The organism is Pseudomonas sp. S34 (genome assembly GCF_009866745.1).
GTDB classification, from domain to species: Bacteria; Pseudomonadota; Gammaproteobacteria; order Pseudomonadales; family Pseudomonadaceae; genus Aquipseudomonas; species Aquipseudomonas jessenii.
Genome location: NZ_CP019398.1, coordinates 922,847 through 936,136 on the forward strand (window position 1 = coordinate 922,847; position 13,290 = coordinate 936,136).

10 protein-coding genes are annotated in these 13,290 nt (G+C 61.2%); 8 read left to right on the top strand and 2 right to left on the bottom strand.

Features of this window, described 5'->3' with window-relative positions:
• Positions 1–2: 2 nt before the first annotated feature.
• A complete protein-coding gene (gene gatA / locus PspS34_RS03905; RefSeq protein ID WP_057398872.1) occupies positions 3–1,454 on the bottom strand; it encodes an Asp-tRNA(Asn)/Glu-tRNA(Gln) amidotransferase subunit GatA in 1,452 nt (483 codons plus the stop codon).
• Between the two features lie 16 nt (positions 1,455–1,470).
• On the bottom strand, positions 1,471–1,758 hold the full coding sequence (gene gatC / locus PspS34_RS03910) for an Asp-tRNA(Asn)/Glu-tRNA(Gln) amidotransferase subunit GatC (RefSeq protein ID WP_024011606.1): 288 nt from the start codon (positions 1,756–1,758) through the stop codon (positions 1,471–1,473).
• 211 nt (positions 1,759–1,969) lie between these two features.
• On the opposite strand from gatC, the gene mreB reads away from it, so the two are divergent.
• The 8 genes from mreB (at position 1,970) to tldD (ending at position 13,279) form a co-directional block, all read left to right on the top strand.
• A complete protein-coding gene (gene mreB / locus PspS34_RS03915; protein ID WP_002555108.1) occupies positions 1,970–3,007 on the top strand; it encodes a rod shape-determining protein MreB in 1,038 nt (345 codons plus the stop codon).
• A gap of 143 nt (positions 3,008–3,150) precedes the next feature.
• Positions 3,151–4,272: a rod shape-determining protein MreC gene (gene mreC / locus PspS34_RS03920; protein ID WP_150812813.1), complete on the top strand. Its 1,122-nt coding sequence runs from the start codon at positions 3,151–3,153 to the stop codon at positions 4,270–4,272.
• Positions 4,272–4,763 (top strand): rod shape-determining protein MreD, encoded by a 492-nt coding sequence (gene mreD, locus PspS34_RS03925; RefSeq protein ID WP_007970244.1) that lies wholly within the window; start codon positions 4,272–4,274, stop codon positions 4,761–4,763. The genes mreC and mreD overlap by 1 nt, the downstream gene beginning before the upstream one ends.
• Before the next feature lie 32 nt (positions 4,764–4,795).
• Entirely contained in the window at positions 4,796–5,404 is a 609-nt protein-coding gene (locus PspS34_RS03930) for a Maf family protein (RefSeq protein ID WP_154861580.1), read from the top strand.
• A gap of 45 nt (positions 5,405–5,449) precedes the next feature.
• The gene (rng, locus tag PspS34_RS03935) at positions 5,450–6,907 is read left to right on the top strand and encodes a ribonuclease G (protein ID WP_090453080.1); all 1,458 of its coding nucleotides are present in this window, start codon (positions 5,450–5,452) and stop codon (positions 6,905–6,907) included.
• Positions 6,908–6,982: 75 nt separating this feature from the next.
• The gene (locus PspS34_RS03940; RefSeq protein ID WP_159389523.1) at positions 6,983–10,786 is read left to right on the top strand and encodes a YhdP family protein; all 3,804 of its coding nucleotides are present in this window, start codon (positions 6,983–6,985) and stop codon (positions 10,784–10,786) included.
• Between the two features lie 183 nt (positions 10,787–10,969).
• A complete protein-coding gene (locus PspS34_RS03945) occupies positions 10,970–11,824 on the top strand; it encodes a carbon-nitrogen hydrolase family protein (RefSeq protein ID WP_150812810.1) in 855 nt (284 codons plus the stop codon).
• 12 nt (positions 11,825–11,836) lie between these two features.
• Positions 11,837–13,279: a metalloprotease TldD gene (tldD, locus tag PspS34_RS03950; protein ID WP_057716428.1), complete on the top strand. Its 1,443-nt coding sequence runs from the start codon at positions 11,837–11,839 to the stop codon at positions 13,277–13,279.
• The last annotated feature ends 11 nt before the right edge of the window (positions 13,280–13,290 follow it).

A 13,290-nucleotide genomic window follows, 5' to 3' on the forward strand; every position in this document is an offset into this window, starting at 1 on the left:
CCTCAGAAGCCGGTTGGGGTGCGGGTGTGCCAGTCAGTGTTCAACTGATACTGGTGGGCAACGTTCAACAGGCGACCTTCCTGGAAATACGGAGCGAGCAATTGCACGCCGACCGGCAGGCCGTCGACAAAACCGGCCGGCATCGACAGGCCGGGCAGGCCTGCGAGGTTGGCGGTGATGGTGTAGACGTCTTCCAGGTACGCAGCGACCGGGTCGCTGTTCTTGGCGCCAAGCTTCCAGGCCGGGTTCGGCGTGGTTGGGCCGAGGATGATGTCGACCTCATTGAAGGCGGCCATGAAGTCGTTCTTGATCAAGCGACGAATCTTCTGCGCCTTCAGGTAGTAGGCGTCGTAGTAACCGGCGGACAGGGCGTAGGCACCGACCATGATCCGGCGCTGCACTTCTGTCCCGAAACCTTCGCCACGGGAGCGCTTGTACAGGTCTTCCAGGTTTTTCGGGTCTGCGCAACGGTAGCCGAAACGTACGCCGTCGAAACGCGACAGGTTGGAGGACGCTTCCGCCGGGGCGATCACGTAGTACGCAGGAATCGCGTGCTGCATGTTCGGCAGGCTGATTTCCTTGACCACGGCGCCGAGCTTTTTCAGCTCTTCGACGCTGGCCATGACCAGGTCGGCAATGCGCGGGTCGAGACCGGCGCTGAAGTACTCTTTCGGCACGCCGATACGCAGGCCTTGCAGCGAACCGTTCAGGCTGGCGCTGTAGTCCGGCACGGGTTCGTCGATGCTGGTGGAGTCATTCGGATCGAAGCCGGCCATACCTTGCAACAATATTGCGCAGTCTTCGGCAGTGCGCGCCAACGGGCCACCCTGATCGAGGCTGGAGGCGTAGGCAATCATGCCCCAGCGCGATACGCGACCGTACGTCGGTTTCAGGCCAGTGAGGTTGGTCAATGCGGCCGGCTGACGAATGGAGCCGCCAGTGTCGGTGCCGGTGGCCGCAGGCAACAGACGAGCGGCAACCGCCGCCGCCGAACCGCCGGACGAACCGCCCGGTACGTGTTCCAGGTTCCACGGGTTCTTCACCGCGCCGTAGTAGCTCGACTCGTTGGCCGAACCCATGGCGAATTCGTCCATGTTGGTCTTGCCCAGGGTCACGGCGCCGGCAGCGGCCAGCTTGGCGACGACAGTGGCGTCGTACGGCGCCTTGAAGTTGTCGAGCATCTTCGAGCCGCAGCTGGTGCGAATGCCCTGGGTGCAGAACAGGTCCTTGTGGGCGATCGGCGCGCCGAGCAGGGCGCCGCTCTCACCATTGGCGCGGCGTGCATCAGCGGCTTTCGCCTGCGTGAGCGCCAGGTCCTCGGTGAGGCTGATGAAACTGTTGAGCTGCGGATCAAGCTGGGCGATGCGCGCCAGCAGGACCTTGGTCAGCTCTTCGGAGGAAAACTTTTTATCGGCGAGTCCGCGGGCGATCTCGGCCAGAGTCAATTGATGCATTGCAGGCTCTTTCCCTTTAGTCGATGACTTTCGGAACCAGGTACAGGCCGTTTTCGACCGCTGGTGCGATGGACTGGTAGGCCTCGCGGTTATTGGTCTCGGTCACGACGTCTGCGCGCAGGCGCTGGCTGGCTTCCAGCGGGTGGGCCAGCGGTTCGATACCATCGGTATCGACCGCCTGCATTTCGTCGACCAGCCCGAGAATGCTGTTAAGGGCCGAAGTGATGTGTGGAAGATCGGCATCATTAAGGCCAAGGCAGGCCAGATGAGCGATTTTTTCCACGTCGGAGCGTTCAAGCGCCATTGGGATTCTCCAGTGGAAAACAAAACGGACGGCGTCCGTGTGTTAGATTGTCGGAACACTACCGCACTTCTACGGTCATAAGGCCGCGATTGTGGGGCTTGGTGCACAGAAAAGCGGCCAATTTAACATATTGGCGCCTTGCCCAAAATCCCTGTCGTTGTTAGAGTTTGCCGCACTTTTTTACCCACGCGTTGCCTAGGGTCCCTTTCCCATGTTCAAGAAACTGCGTGGCATGTTTTCCAGCGATCTTTCCATTGACCTGGGCACTGCCAACACCCTTATTTACGTGCGCGAGCGCGGTATCGTCCTGAATGAGCCCTCCGTTGTGGCCATTCGGACACACGGTAACCAGAAAAGTGTCGTTGCTGTCGGCACCGAAGCCAAGCGCATGCTGGGTCGTACGCCGGGCAACATTGCTGCCATTCGTCCGATGAAAGACGGTGTGATCGCCGACTTCAGCGTGTGCGAAAAAATGCTGCAGTACTTCATCAACAAGGTTCACGAAAACAGCTTCCTGCAGCCTAGCCCACGCGTGTTGATCTGCGTTCCATGCAAATCCACCCAGGTTGAGCGTCGTGCCATCCGTGAATCGGCCCTTGGCGCCGGTGCCCGTGAAGTGTTCCTGATCGAAGAGCCAATGGCCGCTGCGATCGGTGCCGGTCTGCCGGTTGAAGAAGCTCGCGGTTCGATGGTCGTGGATATCGGTGGCGGTACCACTGAAATCGCGCTGATCTCCCTGAACGGTGTGGTTTACGCCGAATCCGTACGTGTGGGCGGCGACCGCTTCGACGAAGCGATCATCACCTACGTACGTCGCAACTACGGCAGCCTGATCGGTGAATCCACCGCCGAGCGCATCAAGCAGGAAATCGGTACCGCGTATCCGGGCGGCGAAGTTCGCGAAGTCGACGTTCGCGGGCGTAACCTGGCCGAAGGCGTTCCACGCGCATTCACCCTGAACTCCAACGAAGTGCTGGAAGCTCTGCAAGAGTCCCTGGCAACCATCGTTCAGGCCGTGAAAAGCGCCCTGGAGCAATCGCCTCCGGAGCTGGCTTCCGATATCGCCGAACGTGGCCTGGTACTGACCGGTGGTGGCGCCTTGCTGCGTGACCTGGACAAATTGCTGGCCCAGGAAACCGGTCTGCCGGTGATCGTTGCCGAAGACCCGCTGACCTGCGTTGCTCGCGGCGGTGGCCGTGCATTGGAAATGATGGATAAACACACCATGGACCTGCTTTCCAGCGAATAAGTCGCCGGGTTGCCTCTATGCTGTTGAGCGCGCAGGCGGCACTTTGCAGTGCTGCCTGTTCGCGTTTATCTTCTGTCAGTCTGCATCCAGGCCGGATTGCTGCCGTATGAATAAACAGAACATTTGCCTGGGAGGAGCGGCTTATTAAACCGCTTTTCACCAAGGGCCCTTCACTTGGCGTGCGCCTGTTGGTGCTGGTCGTGCTATCGGTCGCGCTGATGGTGGTCGATGCCCGTTTCAGTCTGCTCAAGCCTGCACGCAGCCAGATGTCGCTGGTGCTGATGGACGCCTACTGGATCACCGACCTGCCCGGACGGCTGTGGGAAGGCGTTGCCAGTCAGTTTGGCAGCCGGACCGAACTCGTCGCCGAAAACGAAAAACTCAAGACCGAGAACCTGCTGTTGCAGGGGCGCATGCAGAAGCTTGCCGCCCTGACCGAGCAGAACGTCCGGTTGCGCGAGTTGCTCAACTCTTCGGCCCTGGTCAACGAGAAGGTCGAAGTGGCCGAGTTGATCGGCATGGACCCCAACCCCTTCACCCATCGCATCATCATCAATAAAGGTGAGCGCGATGGCGTGGTCCTCGGTCAGCCGGTACTCGATGCCCGTGGCCTGATGGGGCAGGTGGTCGAGTTGATGCCCTACACCTCCCGCGTCTTGCTGCTGACCGATACCACCCACAGCATTCCAGTGCAGGTGAACCGTAACGGTTTGCGGGCGATTGCCAGCGGCACCGGTAACCCGGAACGTCTCGAGTTGCGGCATGTGGCCGATACCGCCGACATCAAGGAGGGCGACCTGCTGGTCAGCTCCGGCCTCGGTCAGCGTTTCCCGGCGGGTTATCCGGTGGCGACGGTCAAGGAAGTGATTCACGATTCCGGCCAGCCGTTTGCCATTGTCCGCGCCGTTCCGACCGCCGCCTTGAACCGTAGCCGTTACCTGTTGCTGGTGTTCAGCGACAACCGGACTGCCGAAGAGCGCGTCAACGCTGCCGCCCAGGCCCAGGAAAGTCTGGATGCGCAGGGCGGTGGGCCGATCATTCCGTCGACGGTTCCGAAACCGGTCAGCCCCGCGGTCCCCGCTGCACCGGCCGCCGCACCGGCGATTCCTGCGACGGCGGCGCCTGCGGCCACCACGCCAGCCAAGCCAACCACCACGCCAGCCAAGCCTGCGGCGGCTAAACCGGCGACGGCGCAACCCGCTGCCGCGAAGCCTGCCGCCAAACCGCCAGTGTCCGCGCCGGCCACTCCAGTGGGGAGAGAATAATGGGCGGTGTGAAAGCATCCCGAAACGGCTGGATAGTCTGGCTGACGTTCGCCGTCGGTCTGCTGTTGAGCGTTTCGCCTCTGCCGCAATTCATGGAAATCCTGCGCCCGCTGTGGCTGGCCTTGTTGCTGGCATTCTGGGCGTTGAACCTGCCGCAGACCGTCGGGATGGTGACGGCGTTTTGCCTGGGGCTGGCTGAAGACGTGCTCTACGGTACCTTGCTGGGTCAGAATGCCTTGATCCTGACGCTCATCACCTATCTGGTGCTGGCGCTGCAGCAACGCCTGCGGATGTTCCCGATGTGGCAGCAGAGCCTGGTGATCCTGGTGATCTTCGGCCTCGCCCAGCTAGTACAGCTATGGCTCAGTGCCTTGACCGGCAATCGTCAGCCGACGTTGGCGCTGGTGCTGCCGGCACTGGTCAGTGCGCTGCTCTGGCCCTGGATCAGTTTCGGTTTGCGCGGACTGCGTCGACGCTACAAAATCAATTAATTCGTTCAGGCATTGGACAGGGAGAGGTCTTGATGAAACGGTTGTACCTCGCCTCTGGTTCGCCGCGTCGACGTGAATTGCTCACGCAGATCGGCGTTGCGTTCTGCGCCGTCAGTGCGGACATCGATGAAACTCCTTTAGCTCAAGAATCCCCATCGGCCTACGTCGAGCGTCTGGCACGCGGCAAGGCCGAGGCCGGGCGCGGCGGCGTCGTGTCTGATGAACCATTTTGTGTGCTCGGTGCCGATACCGCCGTGGTGCTCGATGGGAAAATTCTCGGCAAACCGGTTGATCAAGCGGATGCGTGCGCCATGCTGACGATGCTGTCTGGGTGTGAACATGAAGTCCTGACCGCGATTGCCGTGCTCGATGGCGAACGTTGCGAATCCCGGGTTGTCACCAGCCGGGTGCGTTTTCGAGATATCAGTCGTGAGGAAGCCGCAGCTTACTGGGCCAGCGGCGAACCACGGGACAAGGCGGGCGGTTATGGCATTCAAGGACTGGGTGCGGTGTTTGTCGCCGGGCTCGATGGAAGTTATTCAGCGGTGGTCGGACTACCGCTTTGCGAAACCGCGGAACTGCTCGGCCATTTCGGCATACCCTGTTGGCAACCCCGGAACGCACACCAAGCAACGTTCTGAACAGATGCGGCCATTATCGTGAACATGCCTGAACGAGACCCTGCCATGAGTGAAGAGATTCTGATCAACATCACGCCGATGGAGTCGCGCGTGGCGGTGGTCGAAAACGGTGTCCTGCAAGAGGTCCACGTCGAGCGTACGCAAAAGCGCGGGATCGTCGGCAACATCTATAAAGGCAAAGTCGTGCGGGTATTGCCTGGAATGCAGGCGGCATTCGTCGATATCGGCCTGGACCGTGCCGCGTTCATTCATGCGTCGGAAATTTCCGTGCGAGAAGGCCCGGCGGTCGAGAGCATCAGTGCACTGGTGCACGAGGGCCAGAGCCTGGTGGTGCAGGTGACCAAGGATCCGATCGGTTCCAAAGGCGCACGCCTGACTACCCAGCTTTCGATTCCTTCACGTTATCTGGTGTACATGCCGCGCACGGCCCATGTCGGTATTTCTCTGAAGATCGAAGACGAAGCCGAGCGCGAACGCCTCAAACAGGTGGTCACTGATTGCGTGGCCAAGGAAGGTATCAAGGAAGCTGGCGGTTTCATCCTGCGCACGGCAGCCGAAGGTGCCGGCGCGGATGAAATCCTCATGGACATCCGTTATCTGCGCCGTCTCTGGGATCAGATCAACGCCCAGATCAAAACCATCAGTGCGCCTAGCGTAATCTACGAAGACCTCGGTCTGGCGCTGCGCACCCTGCGTGACCTGGTGAGCCCGAAAATCGAGAAGATCCGCATCGACTCCCGGGAAACCTTTCAGAAAACCACGCAATTCGTCGCCGAACTGATGCCCGAGATCGCTGACCGCCTGGAGCACTACCCGGGCGAGCGGCCGATTTTCGACCTGTATGGCGTCGAAGACGAAATCCAGAAGGCACTTGAACGCAAGGTCCCGCTCAAGTCCGGCGGTTATCTGGTGGTCGATCCGGCGGAAGCCATGAGCACCATCGACGTCAATACCGGGGCGTTTGTCGGCCACCGCAATCTCGAAGAGACCATCTTCAAGACCAACCTCGAAGCCGCGACGGCCATCGCCCGTCAATTGCGCCTGCGTAATCTGGGCGGAATCATCATCATCGACTTCATCGACATGGAAGATGAAGAGCACCAGCGCCAGGTGTTGCGCACGCTCGAAAAGCAACTGGAGCGCGATCACGCCAAGACCAACATCATCGGTATCACCGAGCTGGGCCTGGTGCAGATGACCCGCAAGCGCACCCGCGAAAGCCTTGAACAGGTGTTGTGCGAGCCGTGCAATGCCTGTCAGGGACGGGGCAAGCTCAAGACCCCGGAAACCGTTTGCTACGAAATCTTCCGTGAAATCCTGCGCGAGGCTCGCGCCTATCAGGCGGAAGGCTATCGTGTATTGGCAAACCAGAAAGTGGTGGACCGCCTGCTCGACGAAGAGTCGGGCAACGTTGCCGAACTGGAAGGGTTTATCGGGCGCACCATCCGCTTTCAGGTCGAAACCATGTATTCCCAGGAACAATACGACGTGGTGCTGCTCTGAAGCGTTTTGTTTTGATTGTTCGAGAATGGCTGGCCTCAGCTTTTTGCAAAACTTTTGCCATGGGGGCCACCTGACATGGACCGTCTGACACGCATATTGGCCGCACTGACCCGCTGGGGTCTGGGCCTGTGCGCGTTGGTTTTGGTGTTGATGGCGCTCTACGTCAGCCTTGGCCGGGAGCTGACGCCGTTAGTCGCCGAGTACCGCCCCGACATCGAAACCAAAGCCAGCGATGCCTTGGGCATGCCGTTGCAGATCGGCGAGCTCGAAGGCAACTGGAGTGGATTCGCCCCTATATTGATGGCCCGCGACGTGACGGTCGGCGACGGCGCCAATGCCTTGCACCTGGATCAGGTGCGCGCGGTGCCGGACCTTTGGGCCAGCTTGATGGCCCGCCAGGTACGCATCGCTCATCTGGAGTTCAGCGGCCTCAAGATCAACCTCAGGCAAGGTGAGGACGGTCAGTGGGCTCTGGAAGGTCTGCCGATGCGTCAGGACCAGCCCACCGATCCAGAGCAACTGCTCAATCAGATGCAGATGATCCAGCAACTGTCGGTGCTCGACAGCCAGGTGACCTTGCAGCCGTTTGGCGAATCGCCGCTGACCCTGACTTATGTCGGCCTGAATCTGAAAACCGGGGCGTCACGGCAGCGGCTCGACGCACGGCTGACCCTGCCTGACGGGCAACCGGTGGCCATGAGCCTGCGTACCCGTATTCGAGCCAGCCAATGGAAGGACGGTGAAGCCGAGGTCTACCTGAGCCTGCCGCAAAGCGACTGGTCGAAGTGGTTGCCTGAACGTCTGACCCAACAGTGGAATTTTTCCGAGATCAAGGCCGGCGGCGAGCTGTGGGTGACCTGGGGCAAAGGCACCTTGCAAAGCGCTGCGGTGCGCGTGAACGCGCCACAACTCAAGGGCGCCTACGCCGAGCGCAAGCCGATCCAGATCAATAACCTGGCGCTCAATGGTTACTTCCAGCGCAGTGCCAAAGGTGCGTCCGTGACTCTCGACTCCCTGGCGATGAACTTCGGCGAGGCCCGCTGGGAAACGCATCTGCAGCTCACGCAAAACGCCGCCACCGATAAAACCGAAGAACTCTGGCACCTGCAAGCCGACCGGGTTGATCTCACGCCGCTGACCCCGCTGCTCAACGCCCTGGCGCCGTTACCAGAGGGTTTTGCCACGGTCGTCGAGCGGCTCAAGGTCACGGGTGGCCTGCGTAACGTGCTGGTCGACTTCCGCCCCAATGCCACTGACGACAACAAGTTCGGGTTTGCCGCCAACCTCGACCAGGTGGGCTTCGACGCCTATCACGGTGCGCCGGCGGCGCGAAATGTCAGCGGCAGCATCAGCGGTGACCTGGGGCACGGCGAACTGCGCATGGACAGCAAGGATTTCATGCTGCACCTGGACCCGATTTTCGCCAAGCCATGGCAGTACATTCAGGCCAATGCACGGCTGACCTGGAAACTCGATAAAGAAGGTTTCACCCTGATCGCGCCGTATCTGAAAGTGCTGGGCGAGGAAGGCAAGATCGCCGGCGACTTCCTGATTCGCCTGTATTTCGATCACACCCGGGAAGACTACATGGACCTGCGGGTCGGCCTGGTGGACGGTGACGGTCGCTACACCGCCAAGTACTTGCCGACGGTCCTCAGCCCGGCACTGGACGAATGGCTGCGCACGGCGATTCTCAAGGGCGCGGTGGATCAAGGCTTCTTCCTGTATCAAGGGTCGCTCAGCCACGGTGCCGCGGACGTCGATCGCAGCATCAGCCTGTACTTCAAGGTTCACGATGCCGAACTGGCCTTCCAGCCGGGCTGGCCCCATGTCAGCAAGGTCAGCGGCGATGTGTTTGTCGAAGACAGCGGCGTGCGGATTCTGGCCAGCACGGGCCAATTGCTCGACACCCAGGTCAACGATATCTACGTCGACATTCCCCATGTGCCGGCCGGACAGAACGTTCATTTGTTCCTCGATGGCGGATTTGCCGGCGGTTTGGGCGATGGCCTGAAAATCCTCCAGGAAGCACCGATCGGCACCGGAGCAACCTTTGCCGGCTGGGAAGGCGAGGGCGACCTGCAAGGCAAGTTGAAGCTCGATATTCCCCTGGCAAAAGGCGAGGAGCCGAAGATCCTCGTCGATTTCAAGACCGCCAAGGCGCGCTTGAAACTGGCCGAACCTGCGCTGGAACTGACCCAACTCAAAGGTGATTTCCGTTTTGACAGCGGCAAAGGCCTGACCGGGCAGAACATCAGCGCCCGGGCGTTCGACAAACCGGTCACCGCACAGATATTTGCCGATGGCAGCTCAGGCAAGCACAGTACCCGGGTGGCTGCGTCAGGGCAGGTCGAGGTCAAGAAACTGATTGACTGGCTGAAGGTCACCCAGCCTCTACCGGTGAGCGGTGTGATCCCGTATCAACTGCAACTGACCCTGGACGGCGCCGACAGCCAGTTGATGGTCAATTCCAGCCTCAAGGGCGTGGCCGTCGATTTGCCTGCACCGTTCGGCATAACCTCCGAGGCCGGGCGCGACACCACGTTCCGCATGACCTTGCAGGGTGACGAGCGGCGTTATTGGGTCAACTACGGGGACTTGGCGAGTTTCACGTTCGCGGCCCCGGCCAGTAGTTTCGCCGACGGTCGCGGGGAGTTGTTCCTCGGTGGCGGCGAGTCCGTCTTGCCTGGCACCAAAGGCCTGCGGATACGGGGCGTGCTGTCGGAGCTGGACGTTGGCCCGTGGAAGGATCTGGTGGACAGATACGCCGGACAAGACCCCGGTGGCAGCGCCAGGCAACTGCTCAGCGGCGCGGATTTCAAGGTGGGCAAACTCAGCGGTATCGGCACCACCCTCGATCAGGCCTCGATCCAGCTGGCGCGCAAGCCTTCCGCCTGGGCGCTACAACTGGACAGCCAGCAGATCAATGGCAGCGCCAGCCTTCCCGATGCGAAAGCCACGCCGATCACGATCAATCTGCAAACTGTGCGCCTGCCCGCACCGGACCCGACCGTGCTGGCCGATGAAAATTCGCCGGATCCGCTGGCGTCGGTGGACCCGACAAAAATCCCCGCGATGGACATCACCATCAATCAGCTATTCCAGGGGCAGGATCTGGTGGGGGGCTGGTCGCTGAAAATTCGTCCGACGCCCAAGGGCATAGAGTTCAACTCCCTGGACCTGGGCCTCAAGGGCATGCTGTTGGTGGGCAGCGGTGGTTGGGAAGGCGTGCCTGGCGCCAGCAACAGCTGGTACAAGGGTCGTATCAGCGGCAAGAACCTCGCCGATGTGCTCAAGGGCTGGGGGTTTGCGCCGAGCGTCACCAGCCAGGACTTCTATATGGATGTCGATGGCCGCTGGCCTGGCTCACCGGCCTGGGTGGCGACCAAGCGTTTCTCCGGCACGCTTGATGCGACCCTCAATCAGGGTCAGTTCGTCGAGGTTGAGGGCAGTGCCCAGGCGCTAAGGGTATTTGGCTTGCTCAACTTCAACTCCATCGGCCGACGCCTGCGCCTGGACTTCTCCGACCTGTTCGGCAAAGGCCTGAGTTATGACCGGGTCAAGGGGCTGCTGGTCGGGACCAATGGTGTGTATGTCACCCGTAAGCCGATCCAGCTGACGGGCCCGTCGAGCACCATTGAACTCGACGGCACCCTGAACATGGTGGCCGATCAGATCGATGCGAAACTGATGGTGACCTTGCCGGTGACCAATAACCTGCCGATTGCCGCATTGATCGTCGGTGCACCCGCGGTCGGCGGGGCGCTGTTCCTGATCGATAAGCTGATCGGAGACCGGGTCGCCCGTTTCGCCAGTGTGAAGTACACCGTCAAAGGGCCTTGGAAAGAACCGAAGATTGCCTTCGACAAGGCTTTTTGAAACGCCATCCTTCGGGCCTATGGAGTAGCATGGCCATTGCGGCTCGCCCCCTGTAGGAGCGAGCCCGCTCGCGATGGACGAGAACGATGACGCAGGCTGTCTGAAAAAACGCGTCGCATTCAAACTCATCGCGAGCAAGCTCGCTCCTACAAGGTCTGTGTTGGTATCAATAAGGAAAAGGCCATGTCTCTAGCGGTGATTCAAATGGTCAGCCAGAGCGATGTGCTGGCCAATCTGGCCCAGGCCCGTCGGCTGCTCGAGCAAGCGGCCGCCGGTGGCGCGAAGCTCGCGGTATTGCCGGAAAACTTCGCCGCCATGGGCCGGCGCGACATTGCCGACATCGGGCGCGCCGAAGCACTGGGCGAAGGCCCGATCCTGCCCTGGTTGAAACAGACCGCACGCGACCTCAAGTTATGGATTGTGGCCGGCACGTTGCCGTTGCCGCCGGTGGATCAACCGGCGGCCAAGGTGCATGCCTGTTCGTTGCTGGTCGATGACCAGGGTGAAACGGTGGCGCGCTACGACAAGCTGCACCTGTTCGACGTCGACGTGGCCGACAATCGCGGCCGTTATCGTGAATCCGATGACTATGCTTATGGCAGTGGGGTCGTGGTGGCGGACACACCGGTTGGGCGGGTTGGCCTGACGGTCTGTTACGACTTGCGCTTCCCGGAGCTGTACAGCGAATTGCGCGCGGCCGGCGCGGAACTGATTACCGCCCCTTCGGCCTTCACGGCGGTGACCGGCGCGGCGCATTGGGATGTGCTGATTCGCGCACGGGCCATCGAGACACAATGTTATGTGCTCGCGGCTGCCCAGGGTGGGACGCATCCGGGGCCGCGGGAAACTTTCGGTCATGCTGCCATCATCGACCCGTGGGGGCGTGTGCTGGCACAAAAGGATCAAGGCGAGGCCGTGCTGCTGGCCGAACGCGACAGCAGCGAACAGGCGTCCATCCGGGCGCGCATGCCGGTGTCCAGTCACCGGCGCTTTTTCTCGCAGGGCGCCCAGCGACCTGCATCAGAACGACGAATTTAAGGCGTAAAGCATATGAGCGAGTTGTTGTCCTCAGTCAGTGAACACCTGCTGGCGCCCGGTGGCGTCACGATCGAGAGCCTGCAAGGCGTGCTCGGCGACCTGGCCGGGCCGGGCATCGATGCGGCCGACCTGTATTTCCAGGGGCAGATCTCCGAGTCCTGGGCGCTGGAAGACGGCATCGTCAAGGAAGGCAGCTTCAACCTTGACCAAGGTGTGGGCGTGCGCGCGCAATCGGGTGAAAAAACCGGTTTTGCCTACAGCAATGCCATCACCCTGGAAGCCCTTGGCGCGGCGGCGCGGGCCGCCCGTTCGATTTCCCGCGCTGGCCAGAATGGCACCGTGCAGGCATTCACCAGCCAGGATGTCGCGCAGTTGTATGCGCCGGACAATCCCCTGGAAGTGCTGACCCGTGCCGAGAAAGTCGATTTGCTCAAGCGAATCGATGCCGCGACCCGCGCCCTCGACCCACGCATCCAGCAAGTCACCGTGAGCATGGCCGGTGTCTGGGAGCGGATTCTGGTGGCTTCCACCGACGGCGGTCTGGCGGCGGATGTACGGCCGCTGGTGCGCTTCAACGTCAGCGTGATCGTCGAGCAGAACGGTCGCCGCGAACGAGGTGGTCATGGCGGTGGTGGTCGGACCGATTACCGTTATTTCCTCGGCGAAGACCGCGCCATGGGCTATGCCCGTGAAGCGTTGCGCCAGGCGCTGGTCAACCTCGAAGCCATTCCGGCACCGGCCGGTACCTTGCCGGTGGTGCTCGGTTCCGGCTGGTCGGGCGTGTTGCTGCACGAAGCGGTCGGTCATGGTCTGGAAGGCGACTTCAACCGCAAGGGCAGTTCGGCCTACAGCGGTCGCATGGGCGAGATGGTTGCGTCGAAGCTGTGCACCATTGTCGACGACGGCACGCTGGCCGGTCGCCGTGGCTCGTTGAGTGTCGACGACGAAGGCACGCCGACCGAGTGCACCACGCTGATCGAAAACGGCGTACTCAAGGGCTACATGCAGGACAAGCTCAACGCCCGCCTGATGGGCGTGGCACGCACCGGTAACGGCCGTCGCGAATCCTACGCGCACCTGCCGATGCCGCGCATGACCAACACCTACATGCTCGCCGGCGAAAGCGACCCGGCGGAAATCATCGCTTCGGTGAAGCGCGGCATTTACTGCGCCAACCTGGGTGGCGGTCAGGTGGACATCACCAGCGGCAAGTTCGTGTTCTCCACCAGTGAGGCGTACCTGATCGAGGACGGCAAGATTACCGCTCCGGTCAAGGGCGCGACCCTGATCGGCAACGGGCCGGAAGCCATGAGCAAGGTGTCGATGGTCGGTAATGATCTGTCGCTGGACAGCGGCGTGGGTACGTGTGGCAAGGATGGGCAGTCGGTGCCGGTGGGTGTCGGCCAGCCAACGCTGAAGATTGATGCGATCACCGTGGGTGGCACGGGGTCGTAAGAAGTGAGGCT

Bases quoted from the DNA above. Each gene is read 5' to 3' on its own strand.
- gatC (WP_024011606.1), bottom strand. From the start codon at position 1,758: ATGGCGCTTGAACGCTCCGACGTGGAAAAAATCGCTCATCTGGCCTGC.
- mreD (WP_007970244.1), top strand. From the start codon at position 4,272: ATGGGCGGTGTGAAAGCATCCCGAAACGGCTGGATAGTCTGGCTGACG.
- rng (WP_090453080.1), top strand. From the start codon at position 5,450: ATGAGTGAAGAGATTCTGATCAACATCACGCCGATGGAGTCGCGCGTG.
- tldD (WP_057716428.1), top strand. From the start codon at position 11,837: ATGAGCGAGTTGTTGTCCTCAGTCAGTGAACACCTGCTGGCGCCCGGT.
- mreB (WP_002555108.1), top strand. From the start codon at position 1,970: ATGTTCAAGAAACTGCGTGGCATGTTTTCCAGCGATCTTTCCATTGAC.
- PspS34_RS03940 (WP_159389523.1), top strand. From the start codon at position 6,983: ATGGACCGTCTGACACGCATATTGGCCGCACTGACCCGCTGGGGTCTG.
- PspS34_RS03930 (WP_154861580.1), top strand. From the start codon at position 4,796: ATGAAACGGTTGTACCTCGCCTCTGGTTCGCCGCGTCGACGTGAATTG.
- PspS34_RS03945 (WP_150812810.1), top strand. From the start codon at position 10,970: ATGTCTCTAGCGGTGATTCAAATGGTCAGCCAGAGCGATGTGCTGGCC.
- gatA (WP_057398872.1), bottom strand. From the start codon at position 1,454: ATGCATCAATTGACTCTGGCCGAGATCGCCCGCGGACTCGCCGATAAA.